Origin of the sequence: Teichococcus aestuarii, from assembly GCF_042651065.1 — a bacterium.
Taxonomy (GTDB): Bacteria; Pseudomonadota; Alphaproteobacteria; order Acetobacterales; family Acetobacteraceae; genus Pseudoroseomonas; species Pseudoroseomonas aestuarii.
Genome location: NZ_JBHSCH010000034.1, coordinates 1 through 21,119 on the forward strand (window position 1 = coordinate 1; position 21,119 = coordinate 21,119).

General features: G+C 64.3%; 28 protein-coding genes. 17 read left to right on the top strand and 11 right to left on the bottom strand.

Annotated features, from left to right (window positions below; all coding sequences use genetic code 11):
- From ACFOY6_RS13760 to ACFOY6_RS13780, 5 genes are all read left to right on the top strand, one after another.
- On the top strand, positions 1-892 hold an 892-nt coding region (locus ACFOY6_RS13760; RefSeq protein WP_379651275.1), incomplete at its 5' end, for a hypothetical protein.
- On the top strand, positions 889-1,701 hold the full coding sequence (locus ACFOY6_RS13765) for a hypothetical protein (protein WP_379651277.1): 813 nt from the start codon (positions 889-891) through the stop codon (positions 1,699-1,701). The genes ACFOY6_RS13760 and ACFOY6_RS13765, both read left to right, overlap by 4 nt.
- Positions 1,702-1,730: 29 nt before the next feature.
- The gene (locus tag ACFOY6_RS13770; protein ID WP_379651279.1) at positions 1,731-2,042 is read left to right on the top strand and encodes a phage holin family protein; all 312 of its coding nucleotides are present in this window, start codon (positions 1,731-1,733) and stop codon (positions 2,040-2,042) included.
- An 85-nt stretch (positions 2,043-2,127) separates the two neighbouring features.
- Complete coding sequence (locus ACFOY6_RS13775) at positions 2,128-2,301, top strand: hypothetical protein (RefSeq protein ID WP_379651281.1); 174 nt, start codon at positions 2,128-2,130, stop codon at positions 2,299-2,301.
- A complete protein-coding gene (locus ACFOY6_RS13780; protein WP_379651283.1) occupies positions 2,298-3,113 on the top strand; it encodes an N-acetylmuramidase domain-containing protein in 816 nt (271 codons plus the stop codon). Before ACFOY6_RS13775 ends, ACFOY6_RS13780 begins: the two co-directional genes overlap by 4 nt.
- Positions 3,114-3,253: 140 nt before the next feature.
- Here ACFOY6_RS13780 and ACFOY6_RS13785 read toward each other — a convergent pair whose 3' ends face one another.
- Together ACFOY6_RS13785 and ACFOY6_RS13790 are read right to left on the bottom strand one after the other, a co-directional pair.
- Positions 3,254-4,102: a DUF6270 domain-containing protein gene (locus ACFOY6_RS13785; protein WP_379640699.1), complete on the bottom strand. Its 849-nt coding sequence runs from the start codon at positions 4,100-4,102 to the stop codon at positions 3,254-3,256.
- 132 nt (positions 4,103-4,234) lie between these two features.
- Entirely contained in the window at positions 4,235-5,236 is a 1,002-nt protein-coding gene (locus ACFOY6_RS13790; RefSeq protein WP_379640700.1) for a DDE-type integrase/transposase/recombinase, read from the bottom strand.
- A gap of 224 nt (positions 5,237-5,460) precedes the next feature.
- Here ACFOY6_RS13790 and ACFOY6_RS13795 point away from each other — a divergent pair, with 224 nt between their 5' ends.
- Entirely contained in the window at positions 5,461-6,579 is a 1,119-nt protein-coding gene (locus ACFOY6_RS13795; RefSeq protein ID WP_379640701.1) for a hypothetical protein, read from the top strand.
- Between the two features lie 170 nt (positions 6,580-6,749).
- Here ACFOY6_RS13795 and ACFOY6_RS13800 read toward each other — a convergent pair whose 3' ends face one another.
- The 9 genes from ACFOY6_RS13800 to ACFOY6_RS13840 form a co-directional block, all read right to left on the bottom strand.
- Positions 6,750-7,955, bottom strand: coding sequence for a DUF1501 domain-containing protein (locus ACFOY6_RS13800; protein ID WP_379640702.1), 1,206 nt, complete (start codon positions 7,953-7,955; stop codon positions 6,750-6,752).
- A complete protein-coding gene (locus ACFOY6_RS13805; RefSeq protein WP_379651342.1) occupies positions 7,952-9,274 on the bottom strand; it encodes a DUF1800 domain-containing protein in 1,323 nt (440 codons plus the stop codon). The genes ACFOY6_RS13800 and ACFOY6_RS13805 overlap by 4 nt, the downstream gene beginning before the upstream one ends.
- A 103-nt stretch (positions 9,275-9,377) precedes the next feature.
- Positions 9,378-10,094, bottom strand: a complete 717-nt coding sequence (locus tag ACFOY6_RS13810) for a hypothetical protein (protein ID WP_379651286.1) — start codon at positions 10,092-10,094, stop codon at positions 9,378-9,380.
- Between the two features lie 565 nt (positions 10,095-10,659).
- Positions 10,660-11,298 (bottom strand): AAA family ATPase, encoded by a 639-nt coding sequence (locus tag ACFOY6_RS13815; RefSeq protein ID WP_379640734.1) that lies wholly within the window; start codon positions 11,296-11,298, stop codon positions 10,660-10,662.
- A gap of 195 nt (positions 11,299-11,493) precedes the next feature.
- Entirely contained in the window at positions 11,494-11,733 is a 240-nt protein-coding gene (locus ACFOY6_RS13820; RefSeq protein WP_379651288.1) for a hypothetical protein, read from the bottom strand.
- Positions 11,730-12,245: a hypothetical protein gene (locus ACFOY6_RS13825; protein WP_379651290.1), complete on the bottom strand. Its 516-nt coding sequence runs from the start codon at positions 12,243-12,245 to the stop codon at positions 11,730-11,732. The genes ACFOY6_RS13820 and ACFOY6_RS13825 overlap by 4 nt, the downstream gene beginning before the upstream one ends.
- Before the next feature lie 5 nt (positions 12,246-12,250).
- Entirely contained in the window at positions 12,251-12,667 is a 417-nt protein-coding gene (locus ACFOY6_RS13830) for a MarR family winged helix-turn-helix transcriptional regulator (protein WP_379640706.1), read from the bottom strand.
- Positions 12,664-12,939, bottom strand: a complete 276-nt coding sequence (locus tag ACFOY6_RS13835; protein WP_379640707.1) for a hypothetical protein — start codon at positions 12,937-12,939, stop codon at positions 12,664-12,666. The genes ACFOY6_RS13830 and ACFOY6_RS13835 overlap by 4 nt, the downstream gene beginning before the upstream one ends.
- A 181-nt stretch (positions 12,940-13,120) precedes the next feature.
- The gene (locus tag ACFOY6_RS13840) at positions 13,121-13,441 is read right to left on the bottom strand and encodes a helix-turn-helix domain-containing protein (protein WP_379640708.1); all 321 of its coding nucleotides are present in this window, start codon (positions 13,439-13,441) and stop codon (positions 13,121-13,123) included.
- A gap of 790 nt (positions 13,442-14,231) precedes the next feature.
- Between ACFOY6_RS13840 and ACFOY6_RS13845 the strand changes: the two genes are divergently transcribed.
- The 11 genes from ACFOY6_RS13845 (at position 14,232) to ACFOY6_RS13895 (ending at position 21,114) form a co-directional block, all read left to right on the top strand.
- Entirely contained in the window at positions 14,232-14,714 is a 483-nt protein-coding gene (locus tag ACFOY6_RS13845) for a phage regulatory CII family protein (RefSeq protein WP_379640709.1), read from the top strand.
- On the top strand, positions 14,711-15,433 hold the full coding sequence (locus tag ACFOY6_RS13850; protein ID WP_379640710.1) for a hypothetical protein: 723 nt from the start codon (positions 14,711-14,713) through the stop codon (positions 15,431-15,433). The genes ACFOY6_RS13845 and ACFOY6_RS13850 overlap by 4 nt, the downstream gene beginning before the upstream one ends.
- A gap of 62 nt (positions 15,434-15,495) precedes the next feature.
- A complete protein-coding gene (locus tag ACFOY6_RS13855; protein WP_379640711.1) occupies positions 15,496-15,687 on the top strand; it encodes a helix-turn-helix domain-containing protein in 192 nt (63 codons plus the stop codon).
- Positions 15,688-15,689: 2 nt separating this feature from the next.
- Entirely contained in the window at positions 15,690-16,751 is a 1,062-nt protein-coding gene (locus ACFOY6_RS13860) for a hypothetical protein (protein ID WP_379640712.1), read from the top strand.
- Positions 16,752-16,892: 141 nt separating this feature from the next.
- Positions 16,893-17,741 (top strand): hypothetical protein, encoded by an 849-nt coding sequence (locus tag ACFOY6_RS13865; protein ID WP_379651292.1) that lies wholly within the window; start codon positions 16,893-16,895, stop codon positions 17,739-17,741.
- Positions 17,742-17,878: 137 nt separating this feature from the next.
- Positions 17,879-18,250 carry a hypothetical protein gene (locus ACFOY6_RS13870; RefSeq protein WP_379640714.1) on the top strand — a complete coding sequence of 124 codons (372 nt, stop codon included), beginning with the start codon at positions 17,879-17,881 and terminating at the stop codon, positions 18,248-18,250.
- Positions 18,247-18,450 carry a hypothetical protein gene (locus ACFOY6_RS13875; RefSeq protein WP_379640715.1) on the top strand — a complete coding sequence of 68 codons (204 nt, stop codon included), beginning with the start codon at positions 18,247-18,249 and terminating at the stop codon, positions 18,448-18,450. The genes ACFOY6_RS13870 and ACFOY6_RS13875 overlap by 4 nt, the downstream gene beginning before the upstream one ends.
- 389 nt (positions 18,451-18,839) lie before the next feature.
- Positions 18,840-19,574 (top strand): recombinase family protein, encoded by a 735-nt coding sequence (locus ACFOY6_RS13880; RefSeq protein ID WP_379651294.1) that lies wholly within the window; start codon positions 18,840-18,842, stop codon positions 19,572-19,574.
- Positions 19,555-19,941, top strand: a complete 387-nt coding sequence (locus ACFOY6_RS13885) for a hypothetical protein (RefSeq protein WP_379651297.1) — start codon at positions 19,555-19,557, stop codon at positions 19,939-19,941. Before ACFOY6_RS13880 ends, ACFOY6_RS13885 begins: the two co-directional genes overlap by 20 nt.
- 129 nt (positions 19,942-20,070) lie before the next feature.
- On the top strand, positions 20,071-20,415 hold the full coding sequence (locus tag ACFOY6_RS13890; RefSeq protein ID WP_379640717.1) for a hypothetical protein: 345 nt from the start codon (positions 20,071-20,073) through the stop codon (positions 20,413-20,415).
- Between the two features lie 141 nt (positions 20,416-20,556).
- Positions 20,557-21,114 (top strand): hypothetical protein, encoded by a 558-nt coding sequence (locus ACFOY6_RS13895; protein WP_379651300.1) that lies wholly within the window; start codon positions 20,557-20,559, stop codon positions 21,112-21,114.
- Positions 21,115-21,119 lie beyond the last annotated feature (5 nt).

Here is a 21,119-nt window from a genome sequence, read left to right on the forward strand (position 1 = left end):
GATCGGCCACACCGTGTGGTGGGGCGGCCAGAACATCGACAAGTTCATCAAGGGCACGATCCAGTACCAGCACGTGCTGGCTGCCGTCACCTCGGCCCGGGGCGCCGCGGCCCGCATGGGGCGCGAGCTGCGGGTGATCATCCGCTGGTGCCAGGGCGAGAACGACACGGCCGGCTATCTCGACATGCTGCGCCAGCTGCAGGCGGATCTGCGCGAGGATGTGCGGGTGTCGGCCGGCATGTCCACCCTGCCGCCCTTCGTGATCCAGCAGGTGAACGGCAACGCCGACACGGTCACGGGCATCCAGCGTCCGGTGCAGGCGCAGTACGAGATCCTGAAGGAAGGCATCCCGGGCCTCTACGGCTCAGGCCCGATGTATGACTGCCCGCTCGGCGACAACATCCACGCATCGTACTTCGGGCGCATGATCCAGGCCGCGCGCGATGCACACGCCGTCGACAGCATCCTGCGTGGCCTGTCGCCGATGGGACTGCGGCCCACCTCCTTCACGCGGATGAACGCCACCACACTGCGCATCACCTGGCAGCTGCCGCCGGATGCAACGGCGCTCTCCTGGTCGAGCTGGACGCCCGATGTCGCGCAGCGCGGGTTCGAGATCTGGCAGCAGGACGGCACCGATGTGCCGCTCTCCGCCGTGACGATCAGCGGCGCCGCCACGCTGGACCTGGTGGGGGCAGCCGACCTGCCCACCACGCCACTGCGCATCCGCTCCGCGATGCAGATCAGCGGCCCGGCCCTGGAGGGCTGGTCGCGCGGCCGCACCACGCTCGAGGCCGTCACCCCCTACCGCACCTTCTGGCGCGACCAGGGCTTCGCCATCCCTGAGTTCGTCGCCTACCCCGCCATGCGTTTCGAGGAGATCGTGGCATGAGCCGCATCGTCGTCGCCACTTCTGTGCCCGGCAGCGCCGCGCCGGTCGCCAGGCCGCTCGACCAGCAGATGCTGGAGGATGTGGATCTGGCCCACTGGTTCCGCGCCTATGAGCCGGACATGGCCGTGACCGCCGAGACCCGCGAGATCACGCAGTGGCGCGATCTCAAGGGCAGCGGGGCCACCCTGCGGCCGGGCACCGCCACGGGCATGGGGCCGGCCAGGCTTGTCGAGGGGGCGCTGAACGGCCGGCCTGTGGCCGATCACGCCGAGAATGGCATCTATGTCTGGGATGGCGGCCCGGCCGCGCTGCCGCAGCCCGACTTCGCGCAGCCCTTCTCGCTGGTGGCGCAGATCCGCGTTGCCTACCCCGGCACCGGCACCACCTACCTGCTCAGCCGGTTCAACAGCCTCTCGGCGCGCACGCTGCTGCAGATCAACGGGTCGGCGAATGCGCAGACGCCGGGCAGCATCACCTTCATCCAGGGCAATCGCAGCGTGTCCGTCCCCTACAGCTGGGGCACGGAGGCGCACATCATCGCGGCCTGCAGCGGCACCGAGGTGGCGCTGTGCGTCAACGGGCTGTGGACGGTGCCGCAGCCCACCGACAACGCGGCCGGTACCGCTGCCCTGGCCTTGGGATCGCTCTACGCAGCGACGGTCAATGGCCGCTTTGCCGGCCGCAGCACCAACCTGCAGATCTGGAAGCGCTACCTCTACGGCGACCAACGGCGCGTCAGCCTGGTGCAGCGCTACTTCCAGCGCCTCTACGCGCTGCCCTTCACGCCTGCGCGCCGGCCGCTGGTGTGATCCCCAACGTCAAGCGGCAGAGGCCAGCCATGGCGATCTTTGAGCCCCCTTCCGGCTGGGATGTCGCCGGCTCGCTCGCCGCCGCCGCGGCCGGCCGCGCCCTGCTGCTGCTGAGCGCCCCCCGCGAGGGCGTCACCGCCCGCAGCGCGCTGCGCACCCTGCTCTGGGAGGTGCCGGTCACCGCCGCCATCGGCTTCCTGGGCTACGGCCTGGCCCGCTGGCTGGCGCTCGATGGCGGCGCCGCCATCGTGCTGATCGCGCTGCTGGCGCGCTTCGGGCCAGACCGGCTCGAGCCCCTGCTGGAGGTCCTGGTGCCGGCGCTCCGCCGCACCAAGCCCTAGCCACCCTCTCCCCCTTCCCCCCGCGCCTCCCCCACGCCGCCGGCATCCCGCCCGCGGCGCGATGGCGCATGTCCGGAGGTCCTCCATGGTCCCTCTCCTCCTGGCGCGCCTGCGCCAGCGCACCACCTGGCTCGCCCTCGCCTCGCTGCTCGGCGTGCTGGGCGTCCAGCTCGCCCCCGAGGCCTGGGAGCGCGTCGTCAGCGCCGGCATGACCCTGGCCGACATCGTCGCCCTGCTGCTGCCCCTGCTCGGCCAGTGACCACGCCCCTGCCCTTCGCCGGCGCCGCGCGGCCGCTGGCACCGGCCGACATCGCCCAAGCGGCGCGGGATCTCGGCTGCGACCGCGCCGCCATCGAGGCGGTGCTGGCGGTCGAGACCGGTGGCCTGGGCGGCTTCCTGACCGATGGCTCCGGCCGGCCGGCCATCCTGTTCGAGGCGCACCACTTCTCGCGTGAGAGCGGCGGGCGCTTTGACGCCAGCCATCCCACCCTCTCGGTGCGCAGCTGGGACCGTAGCCTCTACCTGGGCGGCCGGGCCGAGTACGGCCGCCTGCAGGCAGCCGTAGCGCTGGACCGCGCCGCCGCGCTGCGCGCCACCTCCTGGGGCCTGTTCCAGATCCTGGGCAGCAACCACCAGGCGGCGGGCTTCGCCAGCGCGGAGGCCTTCGTGGCCGCCATGGCGGAGAGCGAGGGGCGGCACCTCGGCGCCTTCATCGGCTTCTGCCGAGCCAACGGCCTGGCGCGGCACCTGGTGGTGCTGGACTGGGCCAGCTTCGCCCGCGGCTACAACGGCGGCGCCTACCGCGAGAACCGCTACGACACGCGCCTGGCGGCCGCCTATGCCCGGGCGCGCGCCGCCGCGCCGCCGGAGCCGGTGTTGCGCATTGGCGCCCGCGGCGAGGCCGTGCAGGCCCTGCAGGCGGCGCTGAACCGCGCCGGCGCGCGCCTGGTGGTCGACGGCCTGTTCGGCCGGGCCACCGAGCTGGCGCTGGAGGCCTTCCAGGCCGTCCGGCGCCTCGGGGTGGATGGTGTGGCCGGCCCGGCCACCCGCGCCGCTCTATTAGATTCGTAATCGAAACATTTTTGCCTACCGCCTTGCTGTCGCTCAAATTCCTTCGGACCGATGGCGCCTACAATATGGTCGGGCCTCATAACCAGTAGCTGACGATGGCTGGCGAGCTGGACGGCAGCCAGCCACTTTGTGACAGTCAGTCAGAACTCCGCCGCACGATTTTTCCAAGCCTCCAATTCATGCAGGATTGCGCGCTCACGCTCTGCCGCGCCACCCATAAAAACTTGAATGCTGCCTGGATTTAGGGCGGCGGTATCACGCATCGCCTGGAAGAAGGCAGATGGATAGTGATAAGGAGCTGCTCCATAGCGGTGGTCACGATCCATCTGGAGCCATTCGGTTGGAAGTGGTAGAATGCAGGAACGACGAAGGGCAGCAAGCGCAATTCGCTGCATATGGCTAAGCATAACACTTCGCCTGTTGTGCACTCCAGTTGGCTGCGCCGGTGGTTCGTCGTCCCAACCGTCGCGCAACGTGGTGACAAGATGAATAGGCGAAATTAGCCAAGTTGTCGACGTTTTATTGGCCGCATCAGCAAATCTTTGAAAAGCCTCAAACCAAAAATCAGGATACGCAGGGTCGGTTGGCTTGATGATAGCACTAACAGGAAGATGATTTTCTAGTTTGTATTGCCACCATTGCAAACCAGCCGTAATATATCGCCCATCCTGAAGCTGAACAACACTATAAGTGTCGCGAAAAAAGTCAATTAATACAAAATCTTCATTTAAAAGAGTATTCATGTCAAAACTTTTATTAGCATCGTTGGAAAATGTTAGAAGTTCTTTTGGATCTGTGATGATGTGTGATAGGTCGATTGGATTGCCTCCTGGTGACATCAACGAAACAGTATTGATGCGAAGAAAGTAACGATATTTTTTTGCTGCTGGGAATAGGGCCAAGCAAGTGTCGAGTGAGACACAAGCTCCAAGCAAGCCCACGCTAGGAGCAAGACTGGCCTCATTGATCAAGTTAGAAGGGTCGAACATAAGGGAATCCCGCAGCTACAAAGATCCAAGAAAGCGACTTAACTCCTTGTTACAAAAGCGCCTAAAAAGCAAGCATTCCCACCGACTTACTCTGTTAAAACCTGGGCACTTTTGGAAAACCCGATGCTGCAGCTAGCTGTCTGGTTGTGAAACCTCCTTGGCAGCTTCAGCAATGAGGCGTGCGCGGGCGATGTCCTCTGGGCCAGCTCGACCTTCAGGTGTTTCGGGTTTGGGTCGGGCGAGCTTTCGTCGCGCCCGGAGGCGTTCTTTGACGACCTGGTCGGGTGTCTTTCCGTCGAGGACGCGCTGACGGCGGGCATTGTAGGCGGCGTTGAAGCCCCGGAGCAGCTGCTCCAGTTGGGCATGGGACCAGATGGTGATGCCGAGCACCTCGCTGCCGACCCGCCCGTTGAACCTCTCTACCATGCCATTTGTCTGCGGCGAGTAGGGCCGGGTGTGGCGATACTCCGCACCGAGCTCGGCGCACACCTTGGCAAAAGCGGGTGTGAAGCAACTGCCGTTGTCTGTTAGCACGTGGGTGAGGCGGAACGGAAAGGCCTTGGCTGCCTCGCGCAAGAAAGCGATGGCGCTGCGCTCCGTCTCGTCATCCTTGACAGCCAGGTGGACGGAGCGGGAGCGGCGATCAATGGCGACATAGAGGTAGCGCTTGCGGCGCTCACCATTGGCGGTCTGCAGCTTGGGCAGATGCTTGATGTCGATGTGGACGAAGCCGAGATCATAATCCCGGAAGGTGCCCTTGCCCCGGATAGGCCGCTCGGAAGTGGAAGGGCGCCTGCGGCTCAGCCCTTCAGCTTTGAGGATGCGCCAGATGCTGTCGCGGTTCAGATGCGGCAAGAAGTGGGTCACCACGAAGGTGAGGTCATCGAGGGCGAAGTTGGTGGCCCGGCGCAGGCCGCAGACGATGGCGCGCTCCTCCTCGGTGGCCTTCCAGGGCAGCTTATGGGGCCGGGCCGAGTGGTCGAGGCAGTCTTGCGGTCCGCGCTGGCGCCACTTGCGGATGGTCTCGCTGCTCACCCCAAAGCGGCGAGCCAGGACACCCGAGGGCTCGGAAGAGCGGGCGATCTCAGCCCGGACGGCGGGGGTGGTACGGGCATTGGGGTGGATCTGGTGCATGGCTCACCTACCTCCCGGCACGGCGCGCTTCAGGCGCTCGAAACGATAGGCGTGGTCTACGATCGCCAGCCCCACCGGATCCCAACAATGTTCCGCGACCAGGCAGCTAGGTTTGTCCACGTGACCTAACGACAAAAGGCAATCACATACAGAATTTTTAGCATGGCATAATCTTGTTAGATGTATAACAATGAAAAATATACAACATAATCCTTGGAGATACCATGGAAGCTCTGGTTCTTGGTACGTCAAACTGCGTAATGCGGGATGGATTTCTGAAATATTTTAGAGAGCATGCACGTTGTGGTGTGACGACACGCTCTATTGGAGGCGTTCTAAGTTCTACTGGTTTGTATTATTTTGGCGAAGTCCGAGATCAGCACCATGATTATGCAATTATTGATTACGAGATAAATGATCATCAGGCAGTGAATGCGGGGCTCACAACAACGCAACGATTAGAACAAAATCTTTGCAATCTTGTCACAGAAATTCGCCTTTCAGGTAAAAAGCCAATTCTTCTGATCCTTCCCAGCCTTGCTCATCTTGAGAAGCCTTCAAGCGTCGAGTTGATGCAGGAAGCTTTTTGTCAGAAGATGCAAGTACCTTATTTCAACGTCACTGCCATCTTCCGAGCCGCAATGCTTCTTGGCGCCACGAAGGAAAAGTTGATGCGTGACAGTGCGCACATGTCGCAGTCGGCAGCTGTGGTAATCGGACAAGCTCTTTCTGAATGCATTACAGAGATGGAAAGCGTAATTAGTATTGAATCAAGCATGACTGTAATGTGTCACAAAACGCACCGTATTTTAGCTTCTAGTCTTGTAAAACCTGAACGAGTTATTGAGCGGGGATCAAGCCTTCGCACTGCACAATTTGCACAGATTTTCGAAGGAGAAAGCCTATTAATTCCAATTGGAGAGAATGAGGTACTATCAAGCATAATGATTAATAATGGAGCAAAAGGATGTATTGCTAGTTTTAATAATGGCAACAGGACTGTATCTCGACAGTTGATAATGTATTGGGACACAAATAATCCAGATGTATACAATTCTATGCATGTTGATTTCTTTGATGAACTTGAAGGATCTAAAAACGGAATTATTATGAAGCTAGAACCAATCGACTATTTAGTCACCGAACGCTTACTACATGGTCGTCCTCCCCTGCCGGGTCGTTATGGAGAGTTACAAATAGAAGGCTTTCTTGTTCGTTCACAAAAAGAAACGCCTACGCTTGCACCTTATCGTCAATATCCTGAACTTCCTCTCAGTCTAGAAAAATTCCCTTCTCAAAAAAATATAATAACGAATATTATTGAAAGTTTAAAAAATTCCTAGGCTCAGGGCCTGTTAACGGACCTCTTGCGCTTTGACCCTGCTGTGATTCCATGGCGGCCGGAGGTGCTGCCATGGTTGACCAGTTCCGGGGCTACGGTCACCAGCACGACGAGTTGCATAGGGCCTGGGCCAGATCAGGGATCAGGACCAACTCGGAGCCTCGTCATGCTTCAGGTAAGACGGATTAATCCATTCTCTGCCACCACACCTTCCGCGTTGGGGAAAGCTGCAGCAATGGCGGCGTTTGGCAGGCCAAGATGGTCACGCAGCAACCCTTTGGTGATAGCGCGCAGGTCGCGTGTCGGCGCCAGGTCTCGCTTCTCGAAGAGCTGGCTATCGGCCAGCCCCGGCCAATCGGCCAACACCTTGCCACCTTGCACGGCGCCGCCCATCAGGAACGCGACGCCACCGGTGCCATGGTCGGTACCTTGGCTGCCATTGGCGCGGGCGGTGCGGCCGAATTCGGTCATCACCAGGATTGCAGTCTGAGCCCAGGCGGCGCCAAGCTGACCACGCAGCGCGGCCATCCCTTCATCCAGCTGCTTCAGCGCCCGCGACAGCGCGTAGTTCTGGTTGGCATGCGTGTCCCAGCCGCCGATTTCCAGCGCAGCCACGCGTGGCCCGTTCGGCGCGGCTAAAAGCTTGCCAGCCGAGGCTGCCAGTGACACGAAACCTCCCTTGGCCTGCGGCTCACCCATCAGCGCGTCGGCGGCGAAGCCACGCCCCCTTAGCCCTTCCCGCACGGCTTTGCCCAGCAGTGGATCGGCATGTAGAAGATCGGCCATGCGGGCATAAAGCTCCGGTGGCGGGCGCACAGGGCGCGGTGGCGCCCACATGCCCACCGGCTGCGCGCCGCGTAGCAGCAGAGGCAGGTCATAACCTACCGCCAGGCCGCGCTCTGGATGTCCTCGCGGTACAGGGGGAGTAGCTTCCAACGCGCGGTTCAGCCAGCCGGAGGCAAGGCGCTCCGGCGCCCCGCTTTCCAGCATGTCCTGCGCCTCGAAATGCGAGCGGTTGCGGTACGGGCCAGCTATGGCATGCACCGGTAACAAGCTTCCCTCTGAGAAGAAACGGTGGAAGCTCTGCAGTTGCGGCGCCAAGCCGAAGAAGCCGCCGCAATCTAGCAGACCGTCCTCCTGACCGGGCTCCGGCAGCGCCAGCGGACCGCGTAACTCGCGGTACTGCGCATCGCCGTAAGGGGCGAGTGCCGCTAGTCCGTCCATGGCACCGCGCTGGATCACCACCACCAAGCGACGATCGCCGGCTTGGCCCATCACAGGCGGCGCCGCTACTGCCAACCGCGCATTCCGGGTAGCGGCCAGTGCGGACAGACCGAGCAAAAGGCCCCGTCGCCCGATGTTCGGAAGATGGCTCATCGGCGCTGGAACTCCGCGCTGGCAAATAATAGGGCAAGAGCGTCGCGCGGGGAGCCGGCACCGCGCAAAGCCTGCCGGGTTTCCGTCCGCCCAAGGGGGCCTAGCGCGGTGTCCAGCACCGCCATAGGCTCTAGCCGAGCGAAGCGACCGGCCAGTTCGTAGCACCAATCGAGCCGTTGCATGGTTGGCTCAGGCCCCAGCCAAGCGCTGGCATGGTCGGGCCAGCCATTCGGCTGCTCCGCCAGCCAGCAGGATTGGTGCAGCATATCACAGCCCTTCCGAGCCACCTGCGCGAACTCCGTGCCAGCAGCGCCGCAGGCACGCAGGGCTGCCGTGACGTAATCAGCCGGCGTACGCAGCTTGGACAAGGGCGGCTTCCATGCTTGTTCCAGCCGCGGCAGGGCGCGTGCGACGGCCGCAAGGTCACCCCCCGTGTCTGTCAGCACCGCCTCAATACGGGTCACCGCTTCCGGCGGCGGATCGTCGGCGACGAAATGCCGCACTAGCTTGGTGGCCAGGAAGCGTTGGGTTGCGGGATGCGCCGCCAGGAAACGCAGTGCCTTCTCCACCTCCGCCGGACCTTCACCAAAGCGGCGGCCGAGCACGATCTTCTCGCCTGGCTCATGTGCATTGGCGCGGAACACAGCCCCGTAGGGCTCGCGCATCCGCTCCACTGTCCAGCCGGTCAACAACCGTGCAAATTCGGTGACATCGCGCTGGCTGTAGCGGGCAGCAGGCGAGACGGTGTGTAGTTCCAGGATCTCGCGCGCCAGATTCTCATTCAGCCCGCGCTTGCGCTGCTTGCCGAGCGGGCTGTTCGGTCCAATCGACTGTGTTTGGCTTAGGTAGGACAGCATGGCCGGGTGCAGCGCCACTGCCACCAGCATATCAGCAAAGGTGCCTGTAACGTGCGAGCGGATAGCATCTCGCATGAAGGGGCCCACCGTGCTGGCAACGCCATAGCCGGCCCGTCGGCTGACGGTGAAATGATTGGCCCAGAACTCAACCAGCCGTTCGCGGTAGGGAGTTGCAGTGTCGATGCGCAACGCCTGCAGTGCCACCACTTCTGCAGCAAAAGCGTAGTCCACCGGATGCGGTTGGCGGGGTGGCCTCTGGTCGCGCCGCTTATCGCCTTCGGCCCAGTTCCGGTACCCATCCCGCACTGTAGGTGGCGCTGGCCAGCCTGCCGGGATCGGCGGCGCTAAATCTGGTCCTTCCAGTTGCGCATCCAGCCAACTCAATGGGTCACGAGGCAGCGCTTGATCCGGACGGGCTCCTAGCCCGAAGCGAATGGCAGCCTGCAAAGAGTGCGTGTCCATGACGACCAAACTAGCACTCCTGTGCGCAAGCATCAGCATTTACTTGCGGACGATAATCTCGGCTTATCGCGCACAGCCTCGGGCTTCCGCGATCCCGCCGCAATCAGCACAGCCTCATTGCCGCTTTGCCCACTGACCAGGTGGCGCTGACCATCAGGCTGGAGAGCTGCTCCCCTGCCCTACCCCTTTGAATCTGAGAGACGTTTAATGGGCGAACGGCATTTCGCACCCCCCTCCGCGCCAGGGCACTGAGGGCCTGCACCCGCCGCATCCACGCCTCGCGCCAGCCGGTCTTGGGCGTGGGGGCGCGGCGCTCGTTCTGACGGGCCTGCACCGCCTCCGGCGACGGAAGCACCGCCTCCAGCAGCTCCAGCACCACCACGCCGCGCTGGGCGTCGTAGCGGTGCTCCAGGTACCCGGCGGCGCGCAGCTGGTGGTAGGCGTACTGCACCGCGCGGCGCGTGTAGCCGAGCTGGGTGGCCAGCGAGGCGGTCAGCGTCACCAGGCGCCCCGCTTGGTCGGCCAGCGAGCGCACCAGCAGCAGCACCGAGAGCGCACAGCCGCGTAGATGGGTCACCGGATCCAGGCTGATGTGCGGCACGTAACGGCCCGTCGAGCGCGGCTCACGCGGGGTGCTGCGCGGCCGCGGCGCCTGCGGCTCCCGGCGGGCATCCCAGCGGGCATGCAGCGCGTACAGCGTCGGCAGGGTGTCAGCGATGTCCAGACCGCCGGCGAGGTACTCCTCGGCCAGCCGCTTCTGGTGCAGCTCGCGCGGTATGCCAGCCACAAGGCTGGCCACGCGCGTCATCAAGTCAGGCATGGCTTCTGCCAGCCCGCAGGACGCAGTGTCCCCATACCGCAAGATGCTTGCGATTTTGAGGCCGAGCGAATAGCCTGGGGTTCTCACACCGTCCGGGCTACGCTTGGATATCAGAGGGGGTCGGTTCTGCTTCGGCGGGGCCGGCCCTTTTCTGTTTTCGGCCGGCAGGATTGCGCAGCCTAGAGCAGAATGATTCCCGGCCGCGCTTCCGATGACAAGCCCTTTAATTTCAGTTGGATAGATAGCTAGAAAGATAGAAAGCTATTTTTTTAGCTAGCTTTCTAGCTGGGTAGATCTAGCTTCCGCAGCTCGGCTTCGGTCCATTCTGCCAAAGCCTGCTCAATGACATCCTGCTTCCGCATTCCTAGACGAAGCGCCAAGTAGTGGCACTTCAGGGCCAGCGGTTCTGGGACCTTCGCATTCATTTGGACTCGTAGGTCTGGCCGCACCTTAGGATCTCGCCACGGAAGATCCTGGCGAGGCGCTGGAGCAGCGCTCGCTCCAGCAATGAAATCTTCCGCAGTGGCTGGTGCGGCGGGCCGGCGCGGCATCTTGATTGCCATGGTCAAGCCTCCCCGAAGATCTCGTCATGAAGGAATGCAATCTCGCTACAGGCCTTAGTGTCCCGGCGCGGCATCTCCTCCACCGTCAGTCCCTCACCCGCAGAGTGGTTGAAGGCAGCCCGGAAGACCGTCATGCAGTTCAAGAGGGTAAAGCGAGGCACATCGGCCATGACCTCGGCCGCCTCCTTGCGGGCTCGATCCACAGCCGTGGGCGGTACCTGCGACAGGCACACCGCTGCCTTCAGGTTGTCGTTGAAGCCTTCGGCCAGAGTCACAACCTCCTGCATCTTGAGCAGGGTCCAGAAATCGAACGAGCCGGGGCGCAAGGGCATCAGCAGCATGTTGGCTGCCAGCATGGCCGAGCGAAACTCCTGGCTATCTGCGCCCCCGGTGTCCACCACCACATCCTGATAGTGGCGGGACAGCTCCTTCAGCTCGACATGTACTTTGCCGCCGCGCAGGCTGACGCACGGGAACTGCGGAACCTGCTTGTGCTCCTTCCGGGCGTCGCTCCATATGGTCGAGGTACCCTGGCTGTCAGCGTCGACCAGGACAACGCTGCGCCCGGCAGCGGCACGCGCGGCCGCCATGTGAGTGGCCAGAGTGGTTTTGCCCACCCCGCCCTTCTCTCCGCCAACCATCAGAATCACAAGCCCACCCTCCATAATAGCTAAATAGCTAGAAAGCTATTTAGCTATATATCTAGCTAGAAAGCTAGCATTAGGTGCATTCGCAGTTGTCCTGCGGAGTGAGGAGTTGGAGGCATTCGTTACAGAGCATGGTGGCATAATCGCACGGGGTGGGACCGCATCCAGCGCAGGTTCCGTGAACCATCATCAGCGTATCGCCACGGCCGCGTCTTGCCGAAGCCGATGATGCAGCGCCTCCTGCTGCTGGAGCTGCTGGCGGATCCATGCGGCCACACGCCGCTCGACAGCGATCTCGGCTGCCGCGGCGGTATCCTGACGGAAGCCGCCCAGGCGGCTCTCGCGGTAGTCGGCCAGCGCCTCGGTGCGCTCGGCGTGCCGGCGCACCTCCTGCAGGATCGGCGGAGGGGGAGGGGGCGCGTTGGTCACTGGCGCCTCCGCAGATCAGCCAGCAGCACATAGCGCTGGGTCAGCCCCATCACCCGCAACACGGCAGGTGTGGGGTGCTTATGGCCGCCGGTCACGTCCGTGATCTGTGAGCGTGTCAGCGGCCGCTGGCCGGGCGCTGCACGCGATTCCGCATACAGCGTCGCGCTGCCGGCGGCGGCCACATCTCGCTTGAGCATGTTGCGGACGTCGAAGACGTCGAGCAACGCCGGACTTGGCCGAGGCGCGTCTTCCCATTCCCAGGTCTGCGACAGGCCGGTATCCATGCCCGGCAGAACGTCACCAGCGGGCATCAGGCGCCCCTCGGCCGCCAGTTGCAGGGCCAGAACCGCCTCACTGGCCACGGGGGCGTCGGCTCGCACCAGGTGCCAGCCGGTGCTGTGGCATTTGGAGAGCAGGTCGCCCGCGCGGAGATGCGCGAGCAGCTCGGCCGCATCAGCAATAGGGGAGGGGGCGAGCGCCGCTTCTGCGGCTGGCCGCAAAAGTCCACGCATGGCGTTCATGCTTCGTTGGGGGTGGAGAGTTGGTACGCCAGCGCGTGCACCGCCCCGCGGCCCGTGCTCGTCAGCGCCAGCAGTACGCTGCGGCGGTCGCGCAGATCCGGCTTCCGCTCAACCAGCGCCGCCTCGCTCAGCACGTCGACCGCCCGGCAGATAGCAGGCTTGGAGAGGCGGAGGGCGTCGGCCAAGCCCCGCACCGTGTGAGGCCCCTCCATCGTGGCCAGGTGAAGCAGCAGGGCCAGTTGACGCTGCGTCATGTCGACCGGAAGCGGCGAGGCCTCGCGCACTAGCAGCGCGACGGTGCGGGCGAGCGTCGCAAGCGACAGCGCTTGCTGGAGCACAGCGTGCACGGGCGTATCCGGATGCGGGGCGAGGACAGGCGGGAAGGCGATCTGGAGCGGCGTGAGCGCGTTCATGCCGCCTCTCCCAGCAGGAAAAGGACATCTTCCAGGCGGCGGGCATGAGCACGGTTTGCCTCGGCCATTTCCTGCATGGCCTGCGCCTCTTGCGCGAGCGCAGCGGCGCGGGTCGCGGCCGCCTCAGCCTGGACGCGGATGTAGGTCAGCGCGTCGCGGAGGGTTGGTGCGGCAGGGCGCAGCAGATCGACAGGAATGCCGGCAGGCGGCGCAGAAGGGGATGTGGCAGGCGTGTCGACGATAGACCCGTCGATGGGTGTCAGGGGCTTCATAGCCACAGCATCATCTCCTCACTGATCGGCGAGATAATAATGCAGTTTTTCTGCACACGATCAATCTGTTTGTGCATAATTTCTGCATTGCGCAGATTAGGTAAGCCCCTTTAGAGTGTTCCCGCAATGTTCTTTTAAGTGGAAAGGCTACCTCTAGCGCGTATGATCGAGACAGAAAGAATCAGGGAGATGATGAAGGCTTCTTGCGGCTACGGCGTGTCGGGGTGTCTGCCTTGGAAGTGGCGGCAATAATGCGGTCTGTCAGTTCTGCCGGCATTCCGTAAACCCGGCTACGGTAGAACCAATCCATCGTTGCTCCATAGCGCTCACAGATCAGGACCAAGACAAAAGGATCCGGATAGTTGTCGCCCCGTTTCCAATTACCCAGCTTGCTATTGCTGATGCCAACTGAGCGAGCGACTTCCGCATCCGGTAACCCAACGGCGTTGAGCAAGATTGTCAGGTTCTGGGCCACTTGGCGCTTATGTTCGCTGCTGTTCATGGCAGAAAAACTGCACTCAGTGTCCCTGTTTGGGGATGCATAGTTCGGGATTGATCCCATGCAGAATAACTGCATATTTGCAGGCATGGTCGAATCGCCCCTGAACCGAGCTGTCGCGGCTGCTGGTGGATCTGCCGTCTTCCGTGCGGAGGTCGGCATTTCCGCCCGTACGCTCGCGTCGTGGCGCAAGGATGGGGTTCCAGACGGGAAGTGGCATGCGGTGGCCGATGCCTCAAAAGGCGCTGTCACGCCACAAGACCTGGCTCTTGACCGGGCAGCGAGGTTAGCGCCCGCGACCATTTCGATTTCTGCTGAGGCCGCTGCGTGATGTGGGGCCTGGCAGTTACATCACCCTGGCACATGAGTGCGCCACCTGGCGACCGGCTGTGGTGGTGCTGGGTCCGGCACCGACTACGTGCTGGGCGGCTCCCCCTCAGGCGGTGAGCAGCAATGACATGGAGTGGGTTTGCGCTGGGCAGGCTGGGAAGAGCGGCTTGCCTCATCGGTGGCTCTTGGCCTGCGCCATGGCCGCGCGATGGCGAGTGCAATCGTGGCCAGCAGGATGGTCGCACCCAGGAACAGGTCTCCCACTGTCGCCGCATCGAGATCCATCCGCCTGTTCCTGCGCAGCCCCCTGCGCAGAGCCCTAAACCCAGATCCGCCAGAAGGCCGATATGCCCCGCCCGACCTCTCCAGGGCCAAGCTGCGCCCGCCGCCACAACCCTTCCGGGCATAGGTCATTGGCAGTTCTCGCTCATAGCCTGAGCGTGGCCAATAGAAAGCCTTTCGCATGATGGCGCAGCGTCCCCTTTCCACTGGCGATTTGGCGCTGAAGACCAGCACCCGAATGCTGATCGAGCGCGTGGGCGGGCTGGCAGCGGCGGCCTCCTGCACGCGGGTCGGCACAACGGTGCTCAGCGGCTACCAAAGTCCGCATATCTGCCAGTTCATCGCGCTCGATGTGCTGGACCGGCTGGAAGAGGTCTCCGAAGCGTCGCCCATCACCGAGCTGCTGGTGCAGCGCCGCGGCTACACCCTGACGCGCCTGGACGAGACCGCCTCCGAAAGCCTGCCGCATCTGGTGGCGAAGCTGAGCCAGGAGTTCGGCGAGTTCCATCAGGCTTTCGCCGAAGGGCTGGCGGATGGCGTGCTGTGCGCTGCGGACGAGGCCGCACTCGAACGCGAAATCACGCATGTCGTGCGCAAGGGAATGCGGATCTTGGCAGCGCTGCAAGGGCACCGCGCCCAGCGCAAGATCCGGGGGCCGGCATGAGCGCCCCCATCCAGATCTCACCGGGGGTCCCCCGCCCCTATGGTGAGCGGCAGCCTGCCGTCGACGGCCTACCGGGTGGGGTCGGCGGCGGGCGCCTGAAACGCGAGCGGCGCGGCGCGCGGCAGGACCCGCATGAGTGGTTCCGCACGCCGCCGGCCGCCACGGCCGCGCTGCTGGCGCGCGAGACGTTCCCGGGCCCGATCTGGGAGTGCGCGGCTGGCGATGGCGCCATGGCGCGCGTGCTGATTGCAGCCGGCTACGAGACGCACAGCACTGACCTGGTGCCGCGCGGCTGGGGCCTAGGCGGCGTCGACTTTCTGCGCGAGCAGACGATGCGTGGTGGCAGCGCCAGCATCGTCACCAATCCGCCCTACAGCCTGGCTGCGCCATTCCTGCTGCATGCGCAGGCGCTCGGAGCACAGCGGGTGGCCCTGCTGTTGCGCCTCGCCTTCCTGGAAGGGATGCGCAGGCACCGGACGCTGTTTCGCGTCCGGCCTCCGAACCGAATCTGGGTGTTCTCGTCGCGCCTGACGATGTGGCGCGGCGATGACCCGAATGCCCGAGAGACGGGCGGCGCCACTCCCTATGCCTGGATGGTCTGGGATGCAGCGCCGCCGGCCGATGGGCCTCGCCTCGGGTGGATTGCGGAAACCACAGATGAAGCGCCGCGGCTGCAACCGCCGGCGCTTCCGATCAACTCCATGGATGCCGGGACATGACTACAGATCGCGACCCCCAAGGCCAAGATCAGGGCATTCACCCTCGCATCACACTCGGGCGAGTGCGGCTGATCGACCACCGCTTGCTGGCGGTGCTCGTCAGCCTTTCTGATCTCTCGGCCGAAGAACCGACCCACACGACCACTCTGGCCGAGATTGCGCAGCACAGCTGCGTGCCGGCGTCTGCGGTGCACGAGCGCATGGCGCGGCTGGCCGAAGGTGGGTTCGTGTCCCTGCAGACGTTGGAGGTCTAGTCATGGCGCGCATCCGTAGCATCCATCCAGGCCTCTTCACGGACGAAGCTTTCGTTTCTGTCTCTCACGCGGCACGGCTCTTCGTCATCGGCCTATGGACCGAAGCCGACGACCAGGGCGTGTTCGCCTGGAAGGTCCTCACGCTGAAGATGCGCATCCTTCCCGCAGATGCCTGCGACGCTGCCGAGCTGCTGGAGGAGCTGCGCAACGCCGGCATGCTGATGCGCTACGAAGTCGACGGGAAGAGCTTTGGCGCGATCCGCAACTTTCGCCGCTTCCAGCGCCCTGAGAAGCCGAAGGCCGTGCATCCTATCACGGACGAGGTGGCCCGCTACGTCGATCTTCCATCCAACAGCCACACCTGCTCCGAGAAGCCTCTGCCTCCCATGGGCGGCGATGACGGCGACGGCGACATGGCAGCGACCGCTCGCCGCGCCTCGCAGAAGGCGTCGCCGGACGGTCGGCTACCTGTCGGCGACCGGTCGCCGACCAGTCGGCGATTGTCAGGGCCGATGGAGGAGGAAGGAGGGAGGGGAGGAGATTCCGTTCCTTCGCTTCGCTCAGGAACGCCGCCGGCTGCGCCGGCCGTGCCGGAAGCGGGCAGAGATGTTCGGGAGGAAATCGACACCGAGGGGCTGGAGCTGCTGAAGCGGCTGACGGGCAAGCCGCATCGTTCCGCGAAGGCCCTGCTGGGGAAGTTCGTTCAGGCCGCGAGAGACGACTGCGCCCTGGTGCTGGGGGTGCTGGAGGAGGCTCTGGAGGAGCCGAGGCGTGACGCGGTGAGCTGGATCTTCCGCGCCATCGACGCCCGGATGAAGCGGGCCAAGGAGGGAAGCTCCGGACTGAACGCGGCCGAGGAGCCCATGCCGCTGATCCGCGATGACGATGGGCTGCTGCCGCAGCAGCGCGAGCGGGTGGAGCGCTACGTGCAGGTCGTTCGGGCCGGCGTCTCGGCCGAGCACCAGGAGCGCTTGCGCATGGAGGGCTTCATGCGGGCCCACGACCTGCCGGCCTGGCAGGTCGCGCAGCGCCTGCTGGGCGCGCAGATGGCGGCCGCAGCATGATCCATCTCGCCCTTTCCGCGCTCTCGGCCAAAAAACTGCACGCGGAAATTGCGTTTAACGCAAATCTTGCTACTCTTGATCACGCACCCGTGATAGCACTTCGTCTTGGCGCCGGTCGGGGGTCCGCCGCCAGAGGTCCGTGTGTCGCATCTGTCTGTCGCCCTGCCGCCCTTCGCGCAGGGATCCTCGCCCGCTTCGGCGGGCCGCGTTCGGCGCTCCAACTGCGCCGACGGTCAGTTCCCCGCCCGGCTCTGGGCCCGGCGGGTCTCGCGCATCTGGGCGCGTGTGCAGGGCGAGCTGCTGGCGGAGCCGCCGGCAGCGCCCGAGCCGGGCTCGATCCTGCCTACCAGCCATCGCCGCGCCGTCGCGCCGGGGGTGGACGTGCCTGACCCCGGTCAGGCGCGGCGATTCCGCGAGCGGGCAGGGCTGCTGGTGGGCCAGGAGCTGGCCGCGCAGCGCCGGGATGTGCAGCGCGCCGAGGCGACGCGCGTTGCTGCCCTGAGTGCCCATGACCGGCGAGCCGCGCAGGAGCGCGCGGCTGCTCGGGTGGGCATCCTGCAGAGCGACCGGGGTGCGGATGGCGCGGCCATGCGCGCCCGGCCGATCTGCCACTCTGGGGTGCCAGGATCGAGTGCCCTGGCGACAGCCGATCATGATCCGCTGGTGGCGCTGGGGCTCACCGAGTGCCAGGAGGAAGCCGCCGGGTGGCTGCGGCAATACTGGCGCGACGCGCTGCCGGCGCTGGCCCTGCCGAAGGGCTGGGGCTCTGGCGGCCGGGCGGTGGGGCAGGAGCTGACGGGCGATCAGGAGCGAGCGGCTCGCACAGCCTGGCGACAGTACCAGGCCTGGATGGAGCTGATCCAGCGGGACTGTGGCACGCGTCCTGCCGATGCCGTGCGGGCTCTGGTGATCCAGCACGAACCGCACCCGGCCATGGCGTCGGTACCGGCCGCCCTCGACTACCTGGCGGCCCATATGGGCCTGCCCTGACATCGTGCTTGACAGCCGCTCACGGTTTTGCGAGGTTCAACCCGCTGCCGCTAGAGGTGCGCCCGGAGCCCGGAAGGGGTCCGGGTTTTTTGTTGCCCGCGCGCTGAGGCGCGTCTCCCCCCGCAGAAAGCCTTCCGATGAACCTCACCGACGCGCCTGGCAAGGGCGCGGATGGGGGCGCGCGGCCGTTCAACACTGTTGAGGATGCCTGGCTCTGGACCATGGCCGCGCTGATCGCGCGCCGTGGCGGTGCCGGCCTGTGCCTCCAGCCCGGACGGACCGCGCGCCCCTGCGAGCCGGATGACGTGGTGAAATGCCTCGACCGGCTCTACCGCCAGCGCCGCATCGACCTGGCGCACGCCCGTGTGCTGCGCATCTGGGGCGAGCGCCAGGCGACGCCGGATCCGAAGCGCGACCATGGCGAGGCCCGGCTCTGGGGTGAGGCCATGGAGCGCTTGGCCTTTCCGCTCCGGCAGAAGGGCATCGTGGCGCTGGGCGTGCTCGCATGACCACGCCCTATGCCTGCATCTGCCCGGCCAAGCGCGACCAGCCGCACCGGATCTGTGGGGTGAACCACCCGCAGTGCGCCGCGCTGCGCGTCACCAGCATGTGGCCGCTCGCCGATGACGAGGCTCTGCCGCCGCCGGCGCAGCCGCCCCATGAAATGGGCGCGGCTGTACCAACGGTGGCAACGTCCGTCAGCCCTTGAAACAGATGGTGGTGACAGCAGGCTGCAGAGCAGGCTTACTGGATCCATATGGTCCGTGCTCCTGAAGCCTTTCTCACCGATTGGGTGAACCGCCAGCTCGCTACCTCCAGTCTCCAAAAGAGCAGTGGGTGGACGCGGATACTGCAGTTGGCCGACCAGTGTCGCTCAGAGGCCGAATGCGAGAGAATCACTCCCGCAGAGCTGGATGAAGCCGCAGGCAAGCTGTCCTGTAGCCGGGAAGACTTGGCCGGCTTCCTGGCCTTGTGCTGCGGCAAGCCTCAGGCGAGCAAGTAGCCTCTTACTTTCGGCGTTGACGAAGTAGCCTGCACATTTCGTCAAACGTCCGTTTGGAAGTGTTCACCCCCACCGACCCATGATCGGCTCCCAGAATGGCCCGCAAAACCCCGCTGAAGAGGCTGGGAGGCGGGGGCGGCGTGCCAGGGTTCATCGCGTACTACCGCGTTTCGACCGACAAGCAGGGCGCCAGCGGCCTTGGCCTGGAGGCCCAACAAGAGGCGGTTGAGCGCCATGTGCGCGCGGCCGGCGGCCGCATCCTGGATGTGTTCCGGGAGGTGGAGAGCGGAAAGAAGAACGACCGGCCGCAGATCGCGGCGGCCATCGCGGCCTGCCGCTCCCGCCGCGCCACCCTAGTCATCGCCAAGCTCGACCGCCTGGCCCGCAACGTGGCCTTCGTCTCCAACCTCATGGAGGCGGGCATCGAGTTCGTCGCCTGCGACAACCCCCACGCTTCCCGCCTGACCATCCACATCCTCGCCGCCGTCGCCGAGCATGAGCGCGAGATGATCTCCGCACGCACCAAGGCCGCCCTGCAGGCGGCAAAGGCGCGCGGCATCCGGCTCGGCAATCCCCGGCTCCGCACTGGCAACGGCACGGCCGCGCGCCAGGCCACCGGGATCCGCATCGCCCGTGCCGAGCAGCATGCCCGGGATGTGCTGCCAGCCATCCAGGCGGCGCAGCGCGCGGGCTGCACCAATCACACCCAGATCGCCGAGGCGCTGACCGCGCGCGGCATCCGCACACCGGCCGGTGGTGACGTCTGGCACCCCGTGCAGGTGGCGCGCATCCTGAAGAGGACTTCCCCCGATGGCCCGCAACCCGGCTGATCCCGCAACCCCCAAAAAGGTCCGTGCCCGCAAGCCTGCCGAAGCCGAAGCCCCGGTTGTCGCGCCTGTCGCCGGCAGCAATCATCCGGTACTGACCGACGCAGCCATCATCAAGGCGGCGGCGGAATACGCCGTGATGGCGCCGGAGAAGAACCGGCTGGAGAAGCGATTGAAGGAGCTGAAGCCGGTGCTGCTGACAGCGATGGGCGAGGCGCCTATCGCCTATGCAGGCAAGCATGTGCTGACCCGCACCGAGGTGCTGGGCACACCTGATCTTCCAGGGGAACTCATCACGCGCTCGATGCTGGGCAAGCGGCTGCCGCCAAAGAAGGGCCGTTCAGCCTACACCACGCTTGAGATTCGGTGATCACGAAATTGGCAACACCATAACGGTAGTGACACGAAAATTTTTGCCCATTTTTGGTTGTATCAATGAAGGGCAGGACACCTAAGATCCTGCTCCTTCTCGTCAGGCACTCAATTTCGGAGAAGTTGAATGTTTGTCACAACTGAAATGTCTAAACCTCTGAAGTCCAATGAACTGGCTTCGAAGTTTTCATCAGCACTGCTGGTTTGTGGCGATCTCAGCCTTGCCCAGCAGGCAGCGATTGAGAAATGGGGCTGGAAGAACAAAGGGCAGGATTGCTTCCAAGCACTGGACGGCGACAAGGTGCATGCAGTGGGTGACTGCTCCGTGAGCACCTTTCTGAGCTGGCCTCGCGGCACTCGGGTCTACCTCGGCCCTGGTTGGTACGGGAGGCAAGACAGCAAAATCCTCAATGCTCTGCTCTACTCCGGACATCTGGTCGAGGTTGACCCACCCAATAGTGGAGGACGCTGATGCGCGGTGTTATCCACGGCCTGTTGCTCGAGTTAATATTTTTCAGCTTCCTTCTCTTAATTTTGATGGCAGTTGGATGGTTTGGTTGGCAATTGGCTGGGTCATAGTTCGGTGTTCGATATACAGACAGATCTGCAGCCGTTGGCCCGACGTCTGGACAATCTGGCCAGACGTCAGTTGCCCTACGCCGCCGCGACCGCGCTAAACGACACCGCCAAGGTGGCGGCCAACTCGGTGCGAAAGGAGCTGCCGCGCATCTTCGATCGGCCGACGCCCTTCACCATGAACGCCATCAGCATGACGCGGGCAACGAAGGGGCGGCTGCAGGCGCGGGTCTTCGTGAAGGACCGCCAGGCCGAGTACCTGGAGGTGCAGGAGACGGGCGGTACCCGGACGCCGGAGAAGCGCGCCATCGTGCTGCCGCGCGCCATCCGCACCAACCAGTACGGCAACACGGCGCGCGGCACCTTCGCCGCGGCGAAGGCCCGCAAGGGCGTGTCGAGCGCGGTCATCGACGGCGTCGCCGGCCTGTACCAGCGGACGAAGGGCAAGCTGAAGCTGCTGGCCTTCTACACGACGAAGGCGACCTACAAGCCCCGCTTCGGCTTCAAGCGGCGGGTCACGAAGGTGGCCGCCTCGGTTCTCCCCGTGGCCTTCCGCCAATCGCTCGCCAAGGCCCTGGCCACGGCGCGGCGCTGAGCATC